Origin of the sequence: Streptomyces sp. NPDC056144, assembly GCF_042264145.1 — a bacterium.
GTDB lineage: Bacteria > Actinomycetota > Actinomycetes > Streptomycetales > Streptomycetaceae > Streptomyces.
The window spans coordinates 913,996-938,994 of sequence record NZ_JBHJVF010000001.1; the positions used below are offsets into that span (position 1 = coordinate 913,996).

Consider the following 24,999-nt stretch of genomic DNA (forward strand, 5'->3'; position numbering starts at 1 on the left):
CGTCCTTCGGTCAGTCTCGTACGCCCAGGCGGGAGAAGTCGGTCGAGGCGGTCTCGCCGTCGCGGTTGAGGGGGAAGGCCAGCGCGGGCAGGAACTGCCCGACGCCGCTGAGCGCCTCGATGTCCACGGCGCGGACGCGCGCGAGTTCCAGGGTGTCGAGCAGGGTCTCCTCGACGAGGCCGGTGCCCCACTGCGCGGTCCCGGACGGCGCGACGGCGAGCAGGATCGACTGCGGGGCCGCCTGGCCGGGCGTCTCGGCGTGGTAGGCGATCGCGGTGGTCTCCTCGGCGTTCGGCACCACCTCCGTCCACTCGTCGATCGCCAGCCCGCACACCGCACGGGCCGGGTCGAACCCGGGCGCGAGGTCGAGGACGAGGCCGGTACGCGGCTTCGCCCCGGTGCCGTTGCCCGGGAGCCCCACCCAGCGCTCGCCCGGGGTGTACGGGAGCTGCGCGACCCGTGGTGCCTCGCGCGGGACGCCGCGCAGCGCGTCCGCGTACCCGACGGCGTGCTCGAACCGGTCGAGTCCGGGGCGGACCCGGGCGGCCCGGGTGAGCCAGGTCCGTACGGCCTGGGGATCGCCGCCCTGCGCGGCCGTGCTCCCGGCGAGGGCCGCGCGGAGGGTGTCGGCGGAGCCGGGCAGGAACCGGGGCAGCACGCGCGTACCGGGGCCGAGGACGGTGACGATCCGGGCCGTGTCGTGCTCGACGAGGCCGGCGGGTGTGGCGGCGGCCCGGTCGAAGCCCTCCACCAGGGCGGAGAGCGCCTCCCGGCGACGGGCGAGCTCGGCCAGGGCGGCGGTGACCGCGGTGGCGATCCGCTCCGGGCCGGCGTCCGGCGGGCAGTAGGCCCCGATGACACCCAGGTTGGCGGCCCGGTCGAGGGCCACCGCGAGACCGGGGCCGCCGCCCTCGGATTCCCCGGGAGGCGGGGTGCCTTCGCCGGGCTCTCCGGGAGGCGGGCTGTCCTCGTCGGGGTCGCCCTCACCTGGGTCGACGGGGTCGCCGCCGGGCGGGATCTCCTCGACGGGTACCTCGTCAGCGGGGCCTCCCTTCAGGACACGCTCGGTCCCGGCCAGCGCCGCGACCGCCGCGTCCGCCCGGCGCTTCAGCTCGTCCAGGTCGAACCCCGCGCCCTCCTCCGTACCGTCGCCTTCTCCCGTACCGGCGACCAGCAGGTCGGCCGGGCCGAGCGCGCGGGCGCCGCCGACCAGGGAGCGGACGGCACCGAGACACTCGACGAACTCGGCCAGGGACACCGTCCCGTCCGGACGCTCGACGGTGCCGGTCACCTCCACGGGGCGCCGCCCGTCCCGCGGCGCGACGCTGCCCAGGACCCGGAGGTGGAGCTCCTCGGGCCGGTCCGCGAGAGCCAGGTAGTCCAGCGGCGAGCAGCGCAGCCCGGTGAGGTCGACGGTCCGCAGCGTCCCGTCCTCCCAGCGGACCTCGCAGTGGACCTCGGCCGGTCGGGGCAGGAGACCGCCGACGATGCCGTCGAGCGCGGGTTCGGCCGTCGCCCGCGCCTGACGTTCGGTGACCGGCCAGTCCACGGCGGACGGCGCCCACGCGTTCCCGAGGAGCGCCACCCGGTGGGTGAGGGCCGTACCGGTGCGCGGGGTACGGGCGAACTCCAGCTCCGGCGGGGGCACGGTCCCCCGGGACAGCGCGTCCACGGTGGCACCGGCGCGCAGCGGGCTGCCCTGGACGGCGTGGTGGACGCTCTCGGCGAGCAGGGCGTCGGAGACGGCGTCGACGAGCTCGCCGAGCGAGTCGAGGAGCCCGGTGAGCGCCGCCCGTTCGGCGGCGGGCAGCGCGGGGAGGACGAGGGTGCCCGCCGCGTGCTTGTGGTGCAGGACGAGACCGTCCACTACCCCGTGCGGGGAGACGACCTCGCGGGGACCCTCGTCCGGCGCGTGCCCGGTGGTGGTGACCGGCGCCTGCCGGCGCAGGGCGGGGAGGCACCCCTCCAGGGCCGGGCGCAGCGGGTGTTCCTGGAGGCGCCGTTCGAAGCGGTAGCCGAGCAGGGCTCCGAGCGGCTGGCCCTGCCGGACGCCGTCGAGGAGCCACTCGGCCTGCCGGAGGCGGTCGGCACTCAGGTCCACGGCGAGCGGGTTGGCGCCCTGGCCGTGCGGGTGGCTGCGGTAGCCGTTGCGGAGGACCGCCGCCGTGACCGCCTGGGCCGTGGACGGCGCGTGGACGTGGCCCGCGTCGGCGGCTCCCTCGTACAGGATTCCCGGCTCGCCGGGCACCGGCCGGTAGTCGGGTTTCGTCGGGTCCGTGCCCGCGACGACGACGGGTGCGACGCGCCGGATGTCCTGGAGCCAGCCGTACCCGCCGACGAGGACGCCGTGGGGCTGGACGGCCCGCAGCTCGGACAGGCGCTGGGTGGCCAGCGAGGTGAACCAGGCGTCCAGCCGGTGCGAGGCGAGGTCGAGGGAGCCGGCGAACTGCCGGAGCGCCGTCTGGGGCGGGCGCCGGGTGAAGTGGGCGACGGCGGCGCGGAACTCGTGGACGTCACGCACCGAGGCGTCGGTCGCGGGCAGCGCCCGCAGATGCGCGTCGACGGTCCGGGTGGCGCCGCCGACCGTCACCGTCCGGGTCAGCTGCCGGGTGAAGGGCCAGCTCTCCAGCTCGGGGCGCCCGTAGGTGTTGGGCCGGACGTCGATGAGTTCCGGCTCCAGGTACGAGGGCAGGGGCGCGTTCAGCCGTTGCCAGCGGCGGGCGGCGGTGGCCCACTCGCCGAGCGCGGCCTGGTTGAGCACCATCGCCACGAGCGGGGCGCCGACCGGATCGTCCTCGATCCACCAGCGCAGCTCGTTCCAGTCGTAGTCCCGTTCGAGCAGGGCCTCCAGGACACCGGTGCCGGCGGCGTACGGGCCGGCCACCAGGTGCGCGTCGTCGGCGAACGTGGCCCGGGAGACGCGCGGTTCGCCGCGGATGCCGAGGGCGGCGAGCGCGCCGTCGTGCAGGAAGGCGTCGTCGGCGCGCCACCCGCCGCGCATCCGCAGGCTCCCGAACCGCCACAGGTGCGTGACGTAGTCCAGGCCCAGCATCGAGCGGGCCCGCCACTCGGCGGTGACCGGCTCCATCGCGAGGATCCGCAGCATCGTCCGGTCCGGATCGGGATCGTCCTTCCTGATCCGGGGCACCGCCTCGGGTTTGTCCGCCTGCGGCTTCCAGTGGGCCGTGCGCAGGTGGTCGAGGACCTGCCACAGCTTCCGCTGTCGGCCGGGCGTGCCCCAGGGACGGCGCGAGGCGAGGACGGGGAGCACGCCGTACGGCTGCTCGCCGACGCGCAGCGCGGGCAGCGGTCCGGTGGCGCGGACGTGGTCGATGAAGTGGCGGCGGGTGAAGGCGAGATCGTCCTCGTCGAGGACGCCGTTCATGAGCTGGCTGAGGTAGTAGCCCCAGCTCGCCGACCAGGTGGCGGTGTTCATGTACCGGCCGTCCGCGGCCTGCGGCTCGGCGGCGTGCCGGGCCCGGGCGAGGGCGGTCGGCGAGGCGGAGGGCGCGCCGCCGCGGGCGTCGTGCAGGTCGTCCCCGGCCTGCGGCCGCAGCCGTAGGCCGAGCGCCAGGGCGGTCGTCCGGGCGTTGCTGTCGAGGTCGGCCGGTTCGGCGTCCTGCGCGCCCCGCACCCGCAGGTCGGCGACGGCGGCCGGGTCGCGCGGGTCGTAGCCGGACCGCGCGTCGGGCGTGTTGTTCGTCGGGGTCCCGGGCGGGACGAAGCCGAGGCCGTGCGAGTGGAAGTGGGCGTCGAGGAGCCGGCCGAGGGTACGGGCTCCCGCGTCGGCGTCGGACCGTTCGTCCACCCCGTACACGACCAGGTGGTCGACGACCCCGTCCCGGCGCATCGCGGGGGAGAGCTCGACGCGCAGGGCCATCCCGGCCTCGACGGCGGCGTCGAAGTCGGTCAGCCAGCGCATGCCCGGGCCCGTCGGCGGCAGTTCCGGCGGGGCCCCGGCCAGGTCGAGGCGGGGATCGGGGCCGATCTGCGGGGTGGCGGTGCGCTCCGCCGACCTGCCGTAGGCGCTCTCGGCTCCCCGGCGGGCGGTCGCGTACCAGCGGGTGGGCAGGGCCCGGGCGAGCGCGGGCCGGGTCCACTCCTCGTCCACCTCCTTCGCGGCGGGCACGGGCCGCTTCCACGTCCCGCCGTCGAGGTAGGGCTCGGTGACCCGGGCGATCCACACGGCCCGTTCCGCGCCCGCGAGTTCGCACAGCAGGCGCCACGGTTCGGCGCCGGGCGCGTCCCAGTAGTCGTGGCCCCAGGACCGTTCCTCGGAGGTGAGACGCGGCTCGTGGCCGTCCACGTGGACGGTGTCGGGCAGCACCCGGACCAGGAGGTGGGTGTCGGTGAAGCGGGTCTCCAGCCGGACCGGCAGCAGGGCCAGCGGCCACTGGGCCGGCAGCGGCCAGGTCACGTCGGGCGCGGGTGCGGGGCTCATCGGGGGTCCTCACGGAGTGCGGCGGGTCGCTGGGGCAGCAGGGCGGAGGCGTGCCGGATCACCCGGAAGGGCCGCCGCAGCAGGATCTGGGCCAGATGGGCGCTGTTGCGCCCCCATTCGAGGCCGCCGAGACGCAGGGTGGACAGCACCGAGGTGGCCGGGACGTGCCGCAGCCGCTCGGCGGCCACCGCGTCGGGCGCGAGGCTCCCCCAGTGCAGGTCGCTCCAGGAGGCCGGGACGCCCCCGGTCCCCGCCGTGACGCTCCCGCTGTCCGCGGGGTCGTCGAGCCCGAACCGGAGGTCGGTGGGCGGCTGTTCCAGGACGACGTACCAGCCCGGGTCGTCCCCGCCGCCGCGCGCGTCGGCCTCCCGCACCGGCAGGCCGAAGAACCACAGGTCCGGCTCCATGCGGCCGGAGAACCGGGGCGGCCGGGTCTCGGACCCCGGCACGCGCCGCCCGGTCCCCTCCTCCCAGGTCGCCCGCCGCAGGTGCACGGAGGTGCCCGGGTAGCGGCGCAGCAGCTCCCCGCGCAGCACCAGGACCAGGCAGTCGGCGCCGTACGAGCCGTGGCTCCCCAGCGGCCCGGCCGGGGCCCAGCCGGCGATCGGCCCGATGTCCGGGGCGGCCCCCGGCACCTCGCGGTTGTCCCAGAACCGGTGGAAGAACGTGGCGCGCGGATCGGTCGGGTAGCGGCGCCACAGCAGCTCGCGGCTCATCTCGTGGTTCAGGCCGGTCAGGAACGCCTCGATGAAGGCCGGGTCGGGCTCCAGGAGCACCGCCGAGTCCGGCGGCACCGCCGAGACGCCCGGCAGCAGCAGCTCCTGCCCGAGGTCCCGCAGGGCCTCGTACATGGGCCGGTCGAAGCGCGGCGTCACGCTCAGCTGCCGCAGGGGGTCGGGCGGCGCGGCGGCCGCGAGGCCCGCCGGGGGCGGCGCGAGCGGTACGGAGAGCCGGGCGGCCAGCGCCGAGGTGATGGCGGCGGCCGGGTCGAGGCCGCTGCGGACCTGCCGGGCCACGTCCGGGAGCCGGTCCACGGGCCTGGGCCGCTCGCCCGGGGTCAGGTCCATCGCGGCGATGACGCGCTTCTGGTGCCGGACGGCGGCCTCGATGAACGCGTCGCCCATGCTCTTCCGCCGCTCGGTGAGCGCCGGGTCGAGGTCCGCGACGGCCACCGCCGTGCCCTGGTTGTACGGGTCGGGCCAGTCCGGCACGGGCCGCGAGACGGACCACTGCCGCCCGCCGCCGCCGATCCGGTCGAAGTCCTCGCCGAGCCGGAAGAACGCCTGGTTGGGGGATTCGCCGGGCCCGTCGTGCAGGTGCAGGACGATCAGGTCGGCGTACCGGGAGCCGGTGATGTCGGTGACCGCGAGGCCGAGACCCCACAGCGAGGGCGGCAGGGGACCGCCGCCGACCGACCGCCAGGAAGTCCAGCCGCCCGCCGCCAGACCGCGCGCGTTGATCCGGCGTCCCACCGTGTACTGGACGCGGGAGGTCGCTCCCTCCGTCCGGGCGATCGCCACCACCAGGTCGGGAAGGCCGTCGTCGTTCGTGTCCGCGAGGGCCACGCCGACGGCCGTGACGGGCCCGCCGCTCCAGGGGACGCGGAGGGAGTCGGTCCAGCCCCGGGTGACCTTGCCGTCGGTGTCCAGGCCCCAGCCGATGCGGTAGTAGAGGCCCTTGGGCGCCGCGTAGGCCACGATCAGCTCCGGGCGTCCGTCCCCGTCGAGGTCGGCGAGGGCCGCGTCGGCCCCGTAGACGAAGTCGTTCACCGGGACCGGAGCCGTACGGGCCGTGCTCCAGCCGCCGGTGACCACGCCGTCGCGGTCGAGCTCGCGACCGAGCTGGTAGTACAGCCGGTTGGGGCCCGCCGGGCCGTCGATCCACGCGGCCACCAGATCGGGCCGCGCCGCCGCCGTGACCTGACCCACGGCGATGCCGAGGCCCGCGCTCTCGCCGCCCGTCCAGCCCGGCTTGGTCTGGCGCGCCGCCCAGCCCCCGCGTACCTCGCCTTCGAACCCCAGGTCGCGGCCGACCCGGTGGTGGAGCACGTTCTCGCCCTGCGGGCTCCCGATCCCGGCCACCACCAGGTCCGACATGAACCCGAGCGGGACCTTCCACTCCGGCCGGGCGACGGGCTCGTCCCGGTGGCCTCCCTTGCCCCGCTGGTCGGCGGGGACGCCGTGGTTGGCCACCCACGTCCAGACGCCGTTCGCCTCGGAGGCCGACCACAGGCGTTCGCCGTACGGGGAGTCGGCCGTGGCGGCGAAGACGGTACGCCGCGACGGCATCCAGGCCACCGGCCGCACCGAACCGGTCCCCGGCGGAAGCCCCACGTCGCGCCACTGCCACGCGGCACCGGTCCACGTGCGCTGGTAGAGCCGCCCGTTGGCGCCCGAGACGAAGACGTCCGGGCTGCCGGACGCCCCGCCGAGGATCGACCGGCAGGTCGTGCCCGGCGGAGTGCCGTGATCCACCCAGAACCACGTCCAGTTGACGTAGTACCGCTCGAAGAGCCGGCCGTCGCGGGTGGTGAGGAACAGCTTGTTGTCGTCCACGGACGGACCGAGGCTCTGGACCGGGGCGCCCGTCGGCGCGCCGTGCTCCACCCACTCCCAGCCCGAGCCGCCGGTGCGCCGGTACACCCAGTCGAACTGCCACAGCGAGGTCGTCTGGTCGTTGCCGCCGAGGACCCAGCAGCGGGTCTCGTTCCGCTGCGGCGCGCCGAAGCCGCCGGAGAAGTAGTACAGCCGGGTGCCGGGGGAGCGGGTCGACCACTCCCAGGAGTTCAGGGTCCGCCGGGCCTCGCCGAACAGGTTCCCGGACATGCCCGTCCACACCCAGCCGATGACCGAACGCCCTTGGCGCATCACGAGGCTGCCGCTCAGCGAGGTCATCGAGGGGCTCGCCTTGGTGAGCCACGTCCACTGGTCGCCGTTCCAGCGCCGCTCGGCGATGCCGTAGGCGTCGTACAGCATCATCGACGAGGTACGGGTCACCTTGCCGAGCGGGGCGTACGCGCGCCCGCCCTTGTCGTCCCAGTGGTGCTGCCAGCGCCAGTCGGTGCCGTCGTACGCCAGCGTGTACAGCTTGCGGTCCTGGCCGCCGACGAACAGCGTGTTGTCTTCGTAGACACGGGCGTTCATCGGGATGGCCTGGGGGATGGGGATGGCCGTCGGGGTGGGGGCTGCCTCCGCCACCCCCGTCTCCGCCGCCGTCCCCGCCTCCGCCGCCGTCCCCGTCTCCGGGGCGGCGGCGGCGATCCCCACCGTCGCGGGATCCCACCAGCGGGGCGCCCGGCCGAGGCCGTCGGGGTCCACCAGGTCGAGCCGGATCCGGGACCCCGCCACGTCGTCGAAGCGCACGGTCCCGTCGGGCGGGGCGAGCGGCGGGGTCGCCGTGACGGCCCCCGAGGCCACCGCCTCGGCCACGTCCGCCTGCGCCCCGCCGAGGCGCCGCCCCAGCGGCCCGTTCGGCCGCGTGGCGCGCCGGAACGGCGCCGACAGGGTGGCCCCCACGGTGCTGTTGTCCTTCCAGGCGTCGGCGGCGCTGCCGTGACCGCCGGGCAGATCGACCTGGTCGAGGACCGGACCGCTGAGCTGGAGCAGGCGCGTGACCCCGGCCGCGGCGCCCGACAAGGCGCCCGACACAGAGCCCGCGACGGCTCCCGCCCGCGCCCCGGCGGACTCCCCGGAGAACCGGCGCCGGTACTGGGAGAGGCTCAGCTCCCGCGCCAACTGGGTCTGCCGCAGTGCCTGGTTGGCCCGCTGCGCGTCGGCCGCCTGCTCCCAGGCCGCCGACATCAGTTCCTCCTGCTGGTCGCGGACGACCTGGGCGCCGAGCGCGGCGGCCACGCGGTGGCGCGGATCCAGGGAGAGCGCGCGCAGCCACGCGGGCGCCTGCTCCACGCTGTCGACGGCCGCCTGCGCGGAGCCGTACAGGGGCGGTCCGAGGCGGTCGGCGGGGTGCCCGGCGAGCCGGGTGACCAGCTGCTCGTACGCCTGCCGGGAGAGCAGCGGCCAGGGCGTCGGGGCGCTGCCGGGCGGACGCAGGGCGCCGCCCCGGGACAGCGTGACGGTGGGCGTCCCGTTCGGCAGGCCGGGGACTCCCGCGGGGCCGAGCTCCAGCGGGCCGAGCGTGCTCGCCGACGGCAGTTCCGCGGGCTTGATGCGGCGCGCGAGCGCCTCGAAGTCGCCCTCGGGGCCGGTCGCGAACTCCCAGTGGTGGTAGACCGGAAGGTAGGCGTGCCGGGCCCCGTTCTCCCACGCCGGGCGCAGCGGCGCGTCGTCCGCCTCGGTCGGTACGGTGCCGAGGCCGGCGCGCGTACCGGCGTCGAAGGCCGGGACCACGACGGCGAGATAGCGGGTGCCGGGGCGCAGCCGGGTCGGGCACACCAGCCGGGACAGGGTCCGCTCCGGGAGGTCGGCGAGGGCGTCCGCGACGGACTCGCCGTCGACCGTCGCCACCTGGGCGTGCGCCCAGGCCCAGGACTCGGCCAGGTCCGGCAGGTCGGCGTCCTTGATGTCGACCGTGGGCAGCGGGCTCCCCTGGACCAGCACGGCGCGGTCGGCGGGGACGACGACGAGGACCAGCCAGGGCCGCAGCCGGCCCTGGGCGTCGGGCGCGGCCGGGGTGAACTCCCAGGGGAGACCGGGTTCGTCGAACTCGACGCACACGAGGTGGTTGGGCTCGAACCGGCTGGTGCCCTCCGGCGGTTCGCTGCGGATCACCTGGCGCCGGTCGATGCCGATGACGGCACCGGGGCCGTACAGGCGCAGGTCGGTCCCGGTCGCCGGCTGCTGGTCGACCCGGACCCCCGCGTGCACGGTGGCGTGCGCGGGCAGCGGTCCGGACAGCGGGTCGGGCGTGGTGGTCCGCGCGGCCAGTCCTTCGCGGACCCAGGCCAGGAAGGTGAGTCGGGCTGTCATGCGTCCACCAGGGTGATGAGGGGCCGGGCGGAGCGCGGCCGGTAGGCGGCGGCGCCCGTCGAGCGGATCGGGGCCCGCCCGGCGGAGCCGGTACGGGCGAGAAGGCCGAGTTCCGGCCCGGTGAGCGGGACCGCGGCTGCCGTGCGGGCCGCCGGGCGGCGCACGTCGTCGACGAGCAGCTCCTCGTACGCGGGCACGTGGGCGGCGGGTGCCTCCGTGTCGAAGCGGATGCCGGTTCCGCCGAACCGGTAGCCGGCCGCGAGCCGGGTGAAGGAGGCGGCGGCGAGCTTCTGTTCCTCGGTCATTTCCTGGAACTGGCCCAGGGCGAACAGTTCCGTGACGGTCTCGGGCGCGGTGGTGGCCGTGCCGCCGACGGTGACGACGGCCTGGTGGACTCCGGGGTCCGAGGCCGGGGCGTTGCCGAAGCGGTCGACGCGCACGCCGAGCGGGGCGGTCTTCTGGGTGACGGTCACGGTGCCCAGCGGGTGGGCGAGCACCTCGCCCCCCTTCGGTTCGACGCGCCGCAGGGTGACGGCCTCGGCTCCCGAGGAGGGCAGCTGGGCGGTCCAGTTGCGTGGATCGGCGAAGGCCTCGGCGAGCAGCGGGGCGACCGCCACCGAGGGCGGCGGCGGCAACGGCCGGGACGCGCCGACGGTGAGCCGGACCGGGATCGTCACCTTCACGAAGAGGATCGAGAACTTCGCGTGGCCGGTGACCCGCCAGGGCCGGGGACCGGTGACCGTGAGGGAGAGCATCACGGTCAGCAGCGAGGTGGAGCCGGCCCGCACGTCGACCATCGCGCCGATGTCGACGGTGAAGCCGAACGGGTCGAAGGAGACGAGCGCGTCGAGCGACAGCATGCCGCTGATGCTGAACTTGGAGACCTTCGCGTAGACCTCCATCCGGCCGCCGAACTGCACGGTGTTGGAGGTGAGGGCGAGGTAGGACTCCAGCCGGATCCGCGGGTTGTCGCCGCTCGCGAGGGCGATCGACATGCGCTTGAGGGCGGGGAAGCCGGGCGGCGGCTGGAAGCGCGGGTTGAAGCCGCCGGCGGCGAGCGCGAACGAGGGGCTCGACCCCCACGAGGCACGCATCGCCATGTCCCCGGTGAGCGCGAAGCCCGCGACCTGCGAGTCGAACAGGCTCGCGTCGACGGACGCCTCGCGCCGGTCGAAGTCGACCACGCCGAGCACGTCCATGTTGATCCGCACCACGGCGTGCCGCTCGTCCGGCAGCGCCATCCGCAGCCGGCCGAGGACGAGGAGCCGGACCGGGCTGGGCAGTTCGAGGATGAGCGCCAGGTCGAGGGTGAGCAGGGTGGGGCTGCCCCAGCCGAGCCGGGCCATCGGGCCGAAGACGTACCGCCCCTCGGCCGCCGGGAACGCCTTGTCGACGGTCGAGACGATCTCGGCCGCACGCCCCACCGGGTCGGGCGGGAAGAGGATGGCGTCCAGGCCCCCCGAACGGACCCCGGAGCGCAGGGCTTCGAGGTCGGCGGACCGGTTGATGCCGAGCAGCCCGCCGACCCCGTTGAGAGTGAAGCCGAAACCGATCTGGAGCGGCGGGAACTCGGCCGAGACGATCACGAGGAGGGAGAAGCCGTACGGGGTGGAGCTGAGCAGCCCGACCGCCTTGACGGCGATGGCCTGGAAGCGGAGCTCCAGGACACCGGCGTACTGGTGGCGTTCGTGGTCGGCGAAGAGGTAGCCGCCGCCGGTGAGGGGTCCCGAGCGGACCGAGAGCCCGAGGCCGGCCGGGGGCTGGAAGACGAGGTCGGCGTCGGCGGGACCGATGTTGCCGCCGCCCCGGGGGAAGCCCAGGTGGGCGGTGATGCCGACGCGGTCGGCGACGGCGGTGACCGGGCCGAGGCGGAGCGCGGCCCCGGCGGTGACGGACAGGGCGAGTCCCTCCGTACCGGCGGTGAGGGAGAGGTGGATGCCGTCGACGTCCAGGCCGGGCAGCGACAGGTGGGCCGGGAGGGTCACGTCGAGGCCCGCGCCGCCGCGCAGGGTCAGGCCCTGGCGCAGTGACCACCCCAGGCCGAGGTCCGCCTCGACGCGCAGCCCCTCCTCGGGGAAGAGGTGCCGGAGCGGACCGGCGTCGTCGCCGGGGACGACGACGAGGACGGCGTCGTCGAAGTCGACGGACAGCTCGACGTCGTCGTCCTCGCCGTCGGAGTCGAACCGGAATCCGGCGCTGAGCCGGACGCCGCCGATCTCCAGGCGCGTCCCCGAGACGCTGCCGAGGAGCACGGCGGGACGGCCCTTCGTCCCCGGCCGTTCCGCGGTGACCGAGGCCGACACGGCGCCCTGGACGCCCTCGGGGAGCGTGAGACCGCTCGGGCCGAGGGCGAAGGGCAGCTCGCCCGCCTCGAACCGGAAGGCGATCTGCCATCCGCCGGCGTCGAACTCCCGCGACACCGCCGCCGAGGGCACGAGGAGGAGACCGAGACCGCCCTCCTCGGCGGAGTCCAGGCCGATCGTCGCGCCCGCCCGGACCTCGACACCGTCGACCAGTGTGCTCCGGCCCAGGGTCAGCATGCCCGCCGCCATCTCGGCGGCGACCTCCCCGAGATCGGGTCCGGCCCCCGGCGGCAGCCCGTACAGGGCGGGCAGCCCGAGGTGGTCGAGGAGCGCCTTCAGCCGGGGGAAGAGCAGGTCCGTGCCCGCCCGCACGGAGGCGGCCGAGCCGAATCCGCCGGGGAAGTAGAGCCCGGACAGGGTACCCACCGGGTCGGAGACCAGGTCGGCGAGCCGCTCCAGGTCGAGGCGGGGCCGGGACCGCGGCTGCCGGACCGGCGGCAGGGGCGCGGCGGGGAAGGGCGGGTCGGCGGGGCGGTCCGCCGCGGGCGTGACCACGCCCAGGAGGACGAGGACGAGGTGGCCGAGCGGGTGCCGGGTCTCCAGGTAGCGGACCGTCAGATGGGTGACCAGGTCCTCCGCGAGGAGCGCGGCGGGCGGCAGCTGCGGACCCGACCGCAGCGCCGGGGGCAGCTGCCGTACGGTGTCGAACGCGCCCCGGGCGGACTCCAGTGCGGTCGCCAGCTCGGCGAGGCTCGACGGCGGGTTCTTCGCCAGCTCGGCCAGGTCCCCGGCGAGCTCCGCCACGGCCTCCAGCCACTGCGGGAACGCGTCGCCCGGCATGCCGGAGACCGCGGCCAGGTCCCAGCCCAGCTCGTCGAGGAGCTCCTTGCGGCGGCCCGGGTTGACGGCGGCGAGGTCGAGCGGGGCGAGGAGCGCGGTCAGCTCCTGGAGCAGCCACGCCTGGGCGTTGTCCCCCTGGGGCGCCGGCACGGGGTCGGCAGCGGGAGCGGTCATGGGGGTGGTCATGCGGGCGGCCAGGGGGCCGGTCATGGGGTCGGTCATGAGGTCCCCGTCTCGGGTGGGAAGTAGTCCGCGGTGAAGGCGATCGGCCAGGGCTTGGCGTACTCGACGAGCGTGCCGAGGACCCGGTTGGGATAGTCGAGACGGGGGTTCGGCTTCCCGTCCTCCGTGGGCGCCAGGCTCGGGCTGATCTGCCAGACCCCGTCCACGACGGCGAACTCGGAGCCGCCGTTGTAGCGGCGGACGAGCTCCCGCTGGTAGATCGCCCGGTGCCGCCGGTCGTCCGGGAAGCGTGCCGCGCCCAGGTGCTCGTAGGCGCGGGTCGCCTTCTCGCCCATCACCGCCTCGACGGCGCCCCGCAGGTTCTCCAGGAAGTTCCACACCTCGTCGGGGGTGGCCCCGCCGTGCTGCGAGTTGTCCAGCTGACCCAGCCCGTAGCTGTGCGGCGGACCGAACCGGGGCATCCCCTGCTCCCGGCCGTAGAACCAGCCGCCGCCCGCGTGCGCCACCCGATGCGAGGCGCGGGTCTCGAACTGCTGGGTCCCGGGCGGACCGCTCTCGGCGGTGACGATCTTCAGTACGGTGGTCCGCCAGCACTCCTTCGACAGGAGCCGCACCCTCGGGGCCCCGCCGTACGCCGCCACGTACCGGTCGACCAGCTCGCCGACCAGGGCGGTCACGTCCTTGGGGTCGGCCGGGTTGGTGCCGGTCACCCGGAAGTCGGGCAGTCGCAGCAGGGGCGGTGCCCCGCCGTCCAGCGGCTGCCCGTCGCTCACCAGAGGACTGCCGTCGACGGCCAGGGCGCCGACGCTCAGGCCGCCGTCCCCGCCCCGGACGATCTCCCGCCCGTCCTCGGCCACGCGCGGGGCGAACTCCATGACCAGCGAGGGGTACCGGGGCGCGCCGGACTGCCGTCCCCAGCCCCGTGGCCGTGCCAGCCGCACCTCCGGGAGGTGCCGCTCGCCGTTGGGCGGCGGCCCGGGGACGGGGGCGGGCCGGTAGGCCCCGGCCAGTTCGCCGCCCGGGCCGGGCACCAGACGGGCACCGGCGGGCGTGAGGAGCCCGCCGTCGGAGCCGTAGAGGAGCTCGACGGCGCAGGAGACGTCCCCGGTGTCGTGCCGGTACGCGTGATGGATGCCCGGATTCAGCCCGGCCGGGGTCGCCTTGGCGTTCGCGTCCGGGCCGTCCCAGCCCAGCGTCATCCGCCACGAGAACCCCAGCCGCAGCCGCTCGACGCGCGGCGGAGCGCCGGACAGGCCGTGCGCCCGGAAGAAGCGCCGCCGGAGCAGACCGGTCAGCTCGTCCGCCGTGAGACCGAGCAACTGCACCTCGCCCATCCACAGCGGCATCTGCGGGCGGAGCACGTAGTTCCCGAGGTCGACGATGGGGCGGATCCGGTTGAGGAGCGGATGGACCGTCATGCGCCGGGCACGGGCCTCACCGGCCAGCGCGCGGACGTCGGGGAGCGGCGACCTCCCGAAGTCGACCACGATCCGTTCGTCGGCCAGCGCCGGTTCGGCCCCCGGCTCCGTCCGCAGCTCCAGCTGCACGCCGCAGAGCTGGACGGTGAACGCGTCCGTGTGGGCGACGGGCAGACCCGGCGCGTCCACGAAGACCCGTACGGTGCCGAGCGGCGGGTCGGCCGCCGTCGGCCGGAGCACGGCGTGGAAGGCGCGACGGCCGCCCTGGTCGGTGCCGAGGACGGCCCGTACCCAGCCGTCCGTCTCGGTCACGAGCGGCACCCGCGCGCCCGCCAGGGTACGCACCTGGAGCCGTACCTCGACGGCGCCCGGGCCGGCCGTCCCCTCGACGCGCAGCCCGCGCCGGACCGGTGCCGGGCCGGCCGGGGCGGGGGCGCCCTCGGTGACCGTGAGCGTCCCGCCGAGGCCGCCCGGATCGGTCCACAGCTGCGCGCCCTGCGGCAGCCCGCGGGTGGCGTGGTCCGCCGCCGGGGGCTCCCAGAGCAGCGGCCAGAACGACAGCTCGGCCGGTGCCGTCAGCGCGAGGTTCCGGTCCGGCAGGGTGATCCCCACCGGTTCGTCGTCGCCCGGCGGCGCGCTCGGCACCGCGCGGAGCTGGTACAGCGACGCGTCGGCGAGGACGTCCGGCGGCAGCGGATGGGAGCCGAAGCTGTACGCGACCTCCAGGGCGAGACCCGGCTCGGGGCGGTAAGGGACCGCGTACCGCCAGGGCTCGGGCGAACCGGCGTCCTGCGGCGGAGCCTCGTACAGGAGACCCTGCTCGCGGGTGCGCAGCAGCAGCGGCTGCGGTTGCGGCGCGCCGACCGGCCGCACGTACACCCAGGCGTCCTGCGCGGGGACGGGGCTGCCGACCTTGTCGAGGAGCAGCGCGAGGTGGCGCGGGTCGGGCTGGAACCCGTCGTACGTGAGGTCGGCGACGTACCGGGTGAGGGGACCGGCCGGCTTGTCGGCCTTCGGCCGCCACCACAGGTGCTGGATGGCCTGCTTGGGGGCGCCGGGGCGCCAGTCGACCTCGACCTCGCCGAGGTTGGTGACGCCGACGACGTCCTTGCCGCTGCCCCAGAGCCAGTACGCGGCACTGTGGTCGCGGGCGGCCACGGACCGCTGGGCCAGGGCGTCGGTGCGGCTGGCCGGGTCGGGGCGGCGGGGACGGGGGAGCGGGGCCCCCGCGTCGGCCGGTTCGGCTGCCCGGTGGCTGAGGAACCTCAGGCCGTACCGCCACTCCGGGGTCTTCACGAGCACCGTGGAGAGGTTCTCCTTGCCGACCGCGGGAGTGCCCTTCACCGACCACACCCCGAGGCCGTTCGTGCCGATGGCCATCGAGGCGCCGGTGGGGTTGCGCCAGCCGGCCTTGCCCGTGGTCGGCAGGACCCCCGCCTGCAGCACCGCCTGCCGCTCGAACTCGCGGGTCAACTGGTGGTGCATCGCCAGGGTCTTGGGCTCCTCGTTCTTCAGGGAGCTGGACGTGAACTGGACGAGTACGCCGTACGTCTGCTGGTCCCGGTCCAGCAGGTACGGCCGCGTCCCGGCGTACCGGAGGGTCGCGGCGAAGCCGTAGTGGACGTCCCCGCTCAGCACGATCAGGCGACGGCGCAGGGACGGCGCGGACGGGCTGCCCCGGGTGAACAGCCGGGCCAGGAGACGCTCGAAGGAGTCCTCGTTGGTGCCCCAGGCCTCGCTGTCGGAGAAGAGGCGGCCCCAGTGCCCCTCCTCGTCCGGCGAGCCGAAGATGTTCGCGGACTTCCTCGGGAGCCTCGCGAGGACCGGTTGGAGGTACTCCTCGATGAACGGGTTGCCGACGACGGGCGCGGGCGAGATCAGGAAGGTCAGCAACTCGTCCTCGGCGCCCGGGAGATCGGCGATCTGCCGGAGCATCCCCTGCGGCGAGAGCAGCGCGGCCGGGTCGTCGGGACCCGGCGGGTACGCGCGCCAGGTGCGGGTGTCGAGGACGATCGCCCGGTGCTTGGCCCAGTCGACCGTGTAGTGCCAGTCCATCGCCTCGGGGTGGCGCGCGGGGATGCCGTCCGCGCCGAGGGGCTGGGTCGTCGGCAGGCTCAGCCGGTTCTGCAGCCAGCCCTCGGCCGCCCCGGCCTTGCGGTCCCAGGCCGACAGCGCGGTGAGCAGCTCGGCGCCGCGCTGCCCGCCCTCGCGCGCGGGGTCGAAGCGGTCGGGCGTGTTGCCCCAGGCCTGGCAGACCGCGTAGGCCGCCAGACCGTTCTGGATCACCCGCCGGCCGAGCGGCGAACGCAGCGACCGGTCCACCCACCGGCGCATGATGTACCAGTCGTCGGTGACCTCGTGGTCGTCCATCATCATGAAGCTCGGGATGTTGGCCAGCGCCCGGCGGACGTCGGGCAAGGTGCCCCGGAACACGTCGAGTTCCTTCAGCTGCTCCCCGAACGTCTTCTCGCCCTTGGCGAGTTGCTTCAGCTCCTTCTTCTCGGCGCCGGTCGGGTCCGCCTTCGCCCGCAGCGCGGCCAGTCGGGCGGCGGCGGTCGGACAGGCGGTGGCGAAGTCGGGCCAGACCTGCGGCCAGAGCACGTCCGACCAGGCCAGCAGGTACATGGCCCAGAAGTCGGCGAAGGTCATCAGATGGCTGCGGCCCTCGTCGGAGTTGAGCCCGGCCGGCCCCTTGACCAGGGGGAGCCGGCTGCCCGGGGCGAGGCGCGGGTCGCCCGGGGGCACACCGGGCAGCACCTCGGCCACGGCACCGAGCTCCGCGGCGGTCTCCCCGATGACGTGCAGCAGCGCGTCGGCGACGTCGTCCGCGTAGATCTGGTCACCCGTCAGGAACAGCTGCTGCGGCCGCCGTTCGCGCGAGGTGACGTCGACCGTGAGGATCTGGTCGACCGTGGCCATGCCGTCGACGCCGCCGCCGTGCGGCTTCCGGCAGGAGGCGTGCAGGACGCGCAGCCTGTTCAGGTCGTCGGGAGGGGTCGTGAAGCTGGGAAGGGCGGGGGCGCCCGGAATCCCCCAGTAGGTGAGCCGGTGGCGCGCGGCCTCCTTCGTGTCGGCCACCGCGCCGGGCGAGTACAGCGTCTGCGTGGGAGCGGCCGCCTGCCCCGGCATCGTCTCGAACCGCACGTCGTACCGGTACATCTCGCCCCAGGCCAGGGCGGAGCCCTCCGGCGTGCGGGCCGTGACGGCGACCACGTGGCAGCGCGCGGCCAGCCGCACGGTGTCCCGGTGTCCGCTCATCAGCTCCCCGGAACCCGCGCCGTCGGTGTCGTCGTCCGCGTACACGGTCAACGTCACCCGGCGCGGTTCGCGCAGCGCGAGCCAGACGGTCACCGACCCGGCGTCGACCCGCCGCAGTACGGGCCCGCAGAGCACCAACGGCAGCCCCATGTCCCCATGTCCCCCTTCCGGCGGCGCCCCGCGAGCGCCGCCCGTGACCGGCCGGCCGCCGGGGAGCGTCCCGGCGGCGAGCCCGCCGAGTCTCGACCGGCTGCTGTGCAGAGGACGTGCAGAACGCGTGCAGACGATGTGAGGGCTGGGCCTAGCTGCCGAGGAGGATGCGCTGGTGCACGCCGCTGAGCTCGGCCCCCGGCTCGACGCCGAGCTCGTGGACCATGCGCTGCCGGGCGTCCCGGTACGTGGCCAGCGCGTCGGCCCGCCGCCCCGCCTGGTGCAGCACGCTCATGAGCCTGGCCAGGACCCCCTCGCGCAACGGGTACGCCAGGGCGAGCCCCTGGAGCCCGGCGATCGCCGCCTCGGGCCTGCCGAGCGTCAGGTTCGCCTCCGCGAGCAGCTCGACGGCCCGCACCCGCAGGTCCTCCAGGCGGCACGCCTCCGCCTGGACGGCGGCGAGCGTGTTCAGGTCGCCGTACGCCGGGCCCTGCCACAGCGCGAGCCCCGTGGTCAGCTGTTCGTGCGCCGACTGCGCCCGCCCCGCGGCGAGTTCGTGCCCGCCGGCCGCGAGGAGGCGCTCGAATCTCCGCGCGTCGACCTGATCGGGCTGCACCTCCAGGCGGTAGCCGCCCGGGACTCCCCGGATCCGGGGCCCGGCCGCCGGAGCCACGGCCGGGGCGGCGGTCTGAACGGCCGGGGCCGCGGTCTGAACCGGCGCGGCGAAGACCGCGCGCAGCCGTGACACGTACGTCTGGAGCGTGTTGACCGCGCTGGCCGGTTCGCGGCCCTCCCAGACCGCGTCCACCAGCATGGCCAACGGCACCGTTCTTCCTTGGGACATGAGAAGCGTGGCCAGGACCGCGCGCTGCCGCGCGCCTCCCACGGGCAGCGACCGTCCCGCGTACCGCACGTCAAGACCACCCAGGACGTGCAGGTCCCACCCCTCGTCCACCGTCATGCGAACTCCCCCCTCCGGCGCGACGCTGCGCCGGTTTCCGAAGTGTTGGGCCCGGAGTGTTCCAGAAGTCCATAAACGTCGGATCAACGCAAGACGCGTGCGGGGGCGCACGTGAACGTCACGTTCCCCGCACGTGGTCCGCACGTGGTCCGCACGGCGTTCGCGCCAGCCTCTGGCCCGTACCGACACGAGGGGGAGGACGGTCATGACCATCAGGTGGATCCCGGGGGCGGAGCGGCTCGGCGACGGAATCATCGGCGGACCGATGGACACCCCGGACGCGCCGCCCCGGGTCGTCTGGCACACCACCGAGAGCGGCGCCGGTGACACGGCCTTCGCGTCGGTCGGCGCGTACCTCATGAGGACCGGTGCCGAGCCGCACCTCCTGTACGACCCCACGACCGACCGCCTGGGGCAGTTCGGGCCGCTGGACCGCAGTGCCCGCGCGCTGCGCAACGACGGATCCACGCGCACCAACCGGACGGGCCGGGTGTGCGTGCAGGTCGAGGTCCTGGCCCGTGCGGAGAAGCCGTTCACGGAGTACTGGAAGCCGGGCCCGCGCTTCGCCGCCCTCCTGGCCGCGGTCCGCTCCTGGGGCGTCCCCGACCGGTGGCCGGCCGGTGGCCTGGCCGCCTCGCCGGGTGCGCCGGCCCCCAGATCATCGGCCGTATGGCTGTCGTCCGGCGGTCACTACGGCCACGCGAACGTCCCCGGCAACGACCACTGGGACCCGGGCGCCATCTCACGCACCGCCCTGCTCGCGGCGGGCGGCGTCCTCGCCGACGCGGACGTCGTCGTCAGACTCTCCCGGGTGGTCGCCGCGGCCCGCCTCGACCCGACGGGCCCCCAGGGATCGGCGGCGCACCGCGCGGACGTCCTCCCCGTGGAACGGGCCCTGGTCGCCGAGGGCCTCCTCGCCGCCCCCTGGGCCGACGGCTCCTTCGGCACGAGGACGAAGGCGGCCTACGCCGCGTGGCAACGCCGCTGCGGCTTCACCGGCCCGGACGCCGACGGCGTGCCCGGGGAGGGCACGTTGCGCCGCCTGGGCCGGACGCACGGGTTCACCCTGAGGCCCTGAGGGGCGCCGCCCTGCGGGGCCGCTGCCTCTCGGCGAGCGTCGGCCCAGGCCGTGTCGGCGCGCGTCAGCCGAGGTCGTGGCCGGTCACCGCGCGGGCGTACGAGCGCAGGGCGGTGATCACCTCGGCGCGGGTGCGGCGGCCGGAGAGGATCTCCATCTGGTAGCCGTCCTCCATGGCGACGAAGTTCGCGGCGAGGAGCCGGGGCGGGTCGGCCAGGGTGAAGTGGCCCTGGGCCTGCCCCAGGACGAGGACGGCGTGGTAAACGGAGATCTGCCGCTCCGTCAGCGCGCTGTCGAGGGCCGCCGCCTTGGCGTCGCGCAGGCAGCGCGGCCAGTACTCGTAGAGCAGGCGGGTCAGCGCGTCCTCGGGGCCGGTGGCCGGGCCGCGGTCGATGCAGGCGCGCAGCTGGTCCCGGGCATCGGTGAACTGTTCGGCGGCGCGCTCGCGCTCCTGGCTGTAGCGCTCGATCGCCCGCTGGTACGTCTCGTACACGAGGGCGTCGAGATCGCCGTAGTAGAGCACGGCCGCCGGTGTCACCCCGGCCTCGTCGGCGACGTCGCGCAGGCGCAGCCCGTCCAGGCCGCGGACGAGGAGTGCCCGCTGTACGGCGGCGCTCAGCTCCGCCCTGCGGTCCGCCTTGCCCCGCTTGCCCGACGCCATGGATCGCCCCTTTGCCTTCCGAGCCACATTTCGTTCTCGCATTTAACAACATGATCCCAGGCCTTGACGAGACAGATGACCGGTTCTTAAATCTCGGTTTAACAAACCGCGTCTCACGTCAGGAGCCCCCGCTGTGACGCTCGCATCGCAGGACACCCCCGCCGGACCGAGACCCGTCGGAACCTCCGGCCCCGCGGACAAAGGCCTCCGCCGCGGCAGCGTCGGCCTGCTCGGGGTGGTCGCCCTCGGGCTGTCCTCCACCGCGCCGGCGTACTCCATCGCCGTCACGCTCGGCCTGGTGACGATGACCGTCGGGGACCTCGCGCCCGCCGCGCTGCTGATCGGCTTCGTGCCGATCCTGCTCACCGCCTTCGCGTTCCGCGAGCTCAACCGGGACATGCCGGACTGCGGCACCACCTTCGTGTGGAACACCCGCGCCTTCGGCCCCTGGGCCGGCTGGCTCGTCGGCAGCTGGGTGCCCACCGTGGCCACCCTCTTCGCCATGACCGCGCTGGCCCAGGTCAGCGCGGCGTACCTGCTCTCCGTCCTCGGCCTCGACAGCCTGGCCGACAGCGACGTCGCCGTGACCGCCACCGGTCTGCTCCTGCTCGCCGGAGCGACCGCCCTGGCCCGCCGGGGGCTCCAGCTCGCCACCGGCATCCAGTACGCGCTGCTCGGACTCCAGCTCGTCGCCCTGTTCGGGCTCGGCTTCGCCGCCTTCACCCGCCCCGGCGCCGCGACCCCCTCGTTGTCCTGGCTCGACCCCTTCGCCTTCGACGGCGCCGGGCCCTTCGCCGAGTCCGTGCTCCTGTGCCTCTTCATCTACTGGGGCTGGGACGCGCTGATCACCGTGAACGAGGAGAGCGAGGACGCCGACCGCGTCCCCGGCCGCGCCGTCCTGATCTCCACCTCCGTCCTCCTCGTCACCTACCTCTTCACCGCGTTCGCCGCCGTCGCCTACGCAGGGACCGGCACCAGCGGCATCGGCCTCGGCAACCCCGACAACGCCACGGACTTCCTCGCCGCCCTCGCCCCGCCGCTCCTCGGGAACGCCCTGGCGACCGTCGTCCAGCTCGCCGTCTGCGTCAGCGCCCTGTCCGCGATGCTCACCTGTCTCGTCGGCAGCGGACGCGGCTGGCTGTCGATGACCACCCACGGAGCCATGCCCGCCCTGTTCGGGCGCGTCCACCCCCGCCACCGGACACCCACCGCCGGCACCGTCTTCTTCGGCGCGGCCACCGCCGTGACGCTGGTCGTCCTCAAGGCCGCCTCGCCGCGCTTCCTCGGCGACGCGATCCTCTGCGTCGGCCTGCTGATCGCCTGCTACTACGGCGCCACCGCCTTCGCCTGCGTCTGGCACTTCCGTCACCGCCTGCGCGACTCCGCCCGCGACCTGCTCTTCAAGGGCGTGCTGCCCGCGCTCGGCGGGCTCATGATGCTCGCCGCGCTGGCCCGCAGCGCGTACGACACCATCGCCCCCGACTACGGAAGCACCTCCTTCCACGGCATCGGCGGCGTCTTCCTCCTCGCCGTCGGCGCCGTGGCCCTCGGGGTCCTCGTCGTCCTCCTCGTCCGCCGCTCCTTCCCCCGCTTCTTCCGCGAGGGCAAGGACTCCGTCGCCCCGCCGGCCCCCACCGGCTCCACCCGCAACGAAAGCTGATCCACCCATGCGCACCCTGGCCATCGCCGCCGTCCAGACCGCCCCCGTCCCGTACGACCTCGACGCCTCCTGGGACCGGTTCGCCCACCAGATCCGTACCGTCCACGAGGTCTTCCCGCACGTCCAGCTCGTCGTCGTCCCCGAACTGTTCCTCGCCGCCGAGGGCCCGCTGCTCGCCGAACACCCCGAGAACTGGATGGAGAAGGCCGCGGTCCCCGTCCCCGGACCGCTCACCGACCGCCTCGGCGAACTGGCCAGGGAGACCGGGCTGTGGCTCGTCCCCGGCACGGTGTTCGAGCGCACGCCGGACGGCACGATCCACAACACCGCGCTCGCGATCTCGCCCGAGGGGGCGATCGCCGCCACCTACCGGAAGGTCTTCCCCTGGCAGCCGTACGAGCAGGCCGCGCCCGGGAACCGCTTCACCGTCTTCGAGATCCCCGGCATCGGCCGCGTCGGCCTGGCCATCTGCTACGACGGCTCCTTCCCCGAGACCGTCCGCCAGCTCGCCTGGCTCGGCGCCGAGGTCGTCATCCAGCCCACCCTGACCACCACACGCGACCGCGAGATGGAACAGGTCTGCGCCCGCGCCAACGCCTGGACGAACCAGGTGTACGTCGTCAACGTCAACGCCTCCGACCCGGCCGGCGTCGGCGCCAGCCTGATCGTCGACCCCGAGGGCACCGTCCGCCAGCAGGCGGGAGGCGGCGAGGAGGTCCTCGTCGACGTGCTCGACCTCGACGCCGTCACGCGGGTACGCCGGTACGGCTCCGCAGGCATCAACCGCCCCTGGAGCCAGCTGGCCCGCCACGGAGCGGGCATCGAGCTGCCCATGTACGGCGGCACGTTCCGCACGCCCGACTGGCACGAGGAGTCCGACGGGAGCTGATCCGGGCCGGCGACGGATCAGAGCCGGGGACGGATCAGGGCCGGGGACGGATACGCGACGCCCGCCCGCATCCGCCTCGTACCGACACGCGGAAGAGAGGGCGGCGGCCGGACCGGTGCCGCCGTACGTCCCCGGGGAGGGTTCTCATGTCCGCACCCGCGCGCTGGGCGCGCAGACTGCTGCCGCTGCTGGTGCTCGTCGTCTGGCTCGGCATCGGTGGCGGGCTCGGCCCGTACGCCGGGAAGCTCGGCGAGGTCGCCACCAACGACCAGGCCGCCTTCCTGCCGCGCGACGCCGAGTCGACCAGGGTGCTGCGGGCCCAGGAAGCGTTCCGCCAGGAGAAGAGCCTCCCCGCTCTGGTCGTGTGGACGGCGGGCGGCGGCGGGGCCCTCGGCCCGTCCGCCCAGACCGCCGCGACCCGGGCCCTCGCCTCCCTCACCGGCACCGACGGCGTGGTGGGCCGGCCCTCCCCGGCCTTCCGCTCGGAGGACGGCGAGGCCCTGCGGGGGATCGTGCTGCTCAGCCCCGACCTCGGGGACGAACTGACCGTCGTCCTGGGGGAGGTGGAGGCCGCCGCCTCCGCCGTACCGGGCACCGAGGTGTGGCTCGCGGGGCCCGCCGCGACCCAGGCCGACCTCAAGGACGCCTTCGCGGGCATCGACGGCATCCTGCTCGCCGTCGCCCTGACGACGGTCCTCGTGATCCTGCTCCTGGTCTACCGGAGCGTCCTGCTGCCACTGCTCATCATCGCCGGCGCGGTCCTCGCCCTCGGCCTGGCCTGCGCCCTCGTCTACGCGCTCGCCGACCGGGACGTCGTCCGCGTCGACGGCCAGGTCCAGGGCATCCTGTCCATCCTCGTCATCGGCGCGGCCACCGACTACGCCCTGCTCCTCGCCGCCCGCTACCGCGAGGAGCTCGGCGGACACGACGGGGACAAGGTGCCGGCCATGCGGGCCGCGCTCCGGCAGTCCTTCGGGCCGATCGTGGCCAGCGCCGCCACCGTCGCGCTCGGCCTGCTCGCCCTGCTGTTCAGCGACCTCACCAACAACCGGGCCCTCGGCCCGGTCGGCGCCATCGGCATCGTCTGCGCCGTCCTGAGCTCCGTGACCTTCCTGCCCGCCGCCCTGGTGCTGCTCGGCCGTGCCGCGTACTGGCCGTCCCGTCCCCGGCCCGCCGCCGACGGCGAGGCGGCCCACCCCGTGTGGCGCAGGGTCGCCGGGATCGTCGACCGGGCGCCCCGCAAGGTCTGGGCCGGATCCCTCGCGGCCCTGCTCGCCTGCGCCGCCTTCTCCTTCACGCTGGACTCCAAGGGTGTCCCCTTCGACGAGATCTTCGTCAAGGACGCCCCTTCCGTCGCCGCGCAGGAACGTCTCGGCGCGCACTTCCCGGGCGGCGCGGGGAACCCCGCCGTCGTCATCGCGGACGCGGACGCGGCGGAACGGGTGCGGACCACCTCGGCCGGCGTCGACGGCGTCGACTCCGCGGTACTCGTCACCGCTCCGGGCACGTCCCGGCCGCTCGTCGCCGACGGGCGCGTACGGATCGACGTGACCCTCGCCGACGCCGCCGACTCGGCCGCCGCGGAGGGCACGGTCGTCGCCCTGCGCGCCGCCCTCCACGCGGTCCCCGGGGCCGACGCCCTCGTCGGCGGACCGACCGCCCAGAGGTACGACACCCAGGTCACGGCCGAACGGGACAGGAGCCTCATCGTCCTCGTCGTACTCGCCGTCATCCTGGCCGTCCTGGCCGGCCTGCTGCGCTCGCTCCTGCTCCCCGTGCTCCTGGTGGCCACCGTCGCGCTCAACTTCCTCGCCACGCTCGGCGTCTCCGCCCTCGTCTTCGAACACGTCCTGGGCTTCACCGGCACCGACTCGGCCGTGCCCCTCTACGGCTTCGTCTTCCTCGTGGCCCTCGGCGTCGACTACAACATCTTCCTCATGTCACGGGTGCGCGAGGAGACGGAACGACACGGCACCCGCGAGGGCCTGCGTCGCGGCCTGATCGCCACGGGCGGGGTCATCACCTCGGCCGGCGTCGTCCTCGCCGCCACCTTCGCGGCCCTCGGCGTGATCCCGCTGGCCTTCCTCGTCCAGATCGCCTTCATCGTGGCCTTCGGGGTGCTGCTCGACACCCTGGTGGTCAGATCGTTCCTGGTCCCGGCCCTCGTACGGGACATCGGCGCCGCCGTCTGGTGGCCGGGAGCCCTCCGTCACCGTCCCTGAGCGGCGGCGG

At 75.0% G+C, this 24,999-nt stretch carries 10 protein-coding genes; 4 read left to right on the forward strand and 6 right to left on the reverse strand.

What is annotated here, in order from left to right:
• Nucleotides 1-10: 10 nt before the first annotated feature.
• From ACFC0Z_RS03920 to ACFC0Z_RS03940, 5 genes are all read right to left on the reverse strand, one after another.
• The gene (locus tag ACFC0Z_RS03920) at nt 11-4,441 is read right to left on the reverse strand and encodes a hypothetical protein (RefSeq protein WP_376432428.1); all 4,431 of its coding nucleotides are present in this window, start codon (nt 4,439-4,441) and stop codon (nt 11-13) included.
• Entirely contained in the window at nt 4,438-9,366 is a 4,929-nt protein-coding gene (locus ACFC0Z_RS03925) for an FG-GAP-like repeat-containing protein (protein ID WP_376432431.1), read from the reverse strand. Before ACFC0Z_RS03925 ends, ACFC0Z_RS03920 begins: the two co-directional genes overlap by 4 nt.
• The gene (locus ACFC0Z_RS03930) at nt 9,363-12,731 is read right to left on the reverse strand and encodes a DUF6603 domain-containing protein (RefSeq protein WP_376432433.1); all 3,369 of its coding nucleotides are present in this window, start codon (nt 12,729-12,731) and stop codon (nt 9,363-9,365) included. Before ACFC0Z_RS03930 ends, ACFC0Z_RS03925 begins: the two co-directional genes overlap by 4 nt.
• Nucleotides 12,728-17,518: a hypothetical protein gene (locus ACFC0Z_RS03935; protein WP_376432435.1), complete on the reverse strand. Its 4,791-nt coding sequence runs from the start codon at nt 17,516-17,518 to the stop codon at nt 12,728-12,730. The genes ACFC0Z_RS03930 and ACFC0Z_RS03935 overlap by 4 nt, the downstream gene beginning before the upstream one ends.
• A 151-nt stretch (nt 17,519-17,669) precedes the next feature.
• Nucleotides 17,670-18,479, reverse strand: coding sequence for a BTAD domain-containing putative transcriptional regulator (locus ACFC0Z_RS03940; RefSeq protein ID WP_376432437.1), 810 nt, complete (start codon nt 18,477-18,479; stop codon nt 17,670-17,672).
• A gap of 205 nt (nt 18,480-18,684) precedes the next feature.
• Between ACFC0Z_RS03940 and ACFC0Z_RS03945 the strand changes: the two genes are divergently transcribed.
• Complete coding sequence (locus ACFC0Z_RS03945; protein ID WP_376432439.1) at nt 18,685-19,557, forward strand: peptidoglycan-binding protein; 873 nt, start codon at nt 18,685-18,687, stop codon at nt 19,555-19,557.
• A gap of 64 nt (nt 19,558-19,621) precedes the next feature.
• Here the strand turns inward: ACFC0Z_RS03945 and ACFC0Z_RS03950 are convergent, their stop codons facing one another.
• Nucleotides 19,622-20,218 carry a TetR/AcrR family transcriptional regulator gene (locus ACFC0Z_RS03950; RefSeq protein WP_376432441.1) on the reverse strand — a complete coding sequence of 199 codons (597 nt, stop codon included), beginning with the start codon at nt 20,216-20,218 and terminating at the stop codon, nt 19,622-19,624.
• A 133-nt stretch (nt 20,219-20,351) separates the two neighbouring features.
• Here ACFC0Z_RS03950 and ACFC0Z_RS03955 point away from each other — a divergent pair, with 133 nt between their 5' ends.
• From ACFC0Z_RS03955 to ACFC0Z_RS03965, 3 genes are all read left to right on the forward strand, one after another.
• The gene (locus ACFC0Z_RS03955; protein ID WP_376432443.1) at nt 20,352-21,878 is read left to right on the forward strand and encodes an APC family permease; all 1,527 of its coding nucleotides are present in this window, start codon (nt 20,352-20,354) and stop codon (nt 21,876-21,878) included.
• A 7-nt stretch (nt 21,879-21,885) separates the two neighbouring features.
• The gene (locus tag ACFC0Z_RS03960) at nt 21,886-22,767 is read left to right on the forward strand and encodes a carbon-nitrogen hydrolase family protein (RefSeq protein ID WP_376432445.1); all 882 of its coding nucleotides are present in this window, start codon (nt 21,886-21,888) and stop codon (nt 22,765-22,767) included.
• Between the two features lie 146 nt (nt 22,768-22,913).
• The gene (locus ACFC0Z_RS03965) at nt 22,914-24,989 is read left to right on the forward strand and encodes an MMPL family transporter (RefSeq protein ID WP_376432447.1); all 2,076 of its coding nucleotides are present in this window, start codon (nt 22,914-22,916) and stop codon (nt 24,987-24,989) included.
• Nucleotides 24,990-24,999 lie beyond the last annotated feature (10 nt).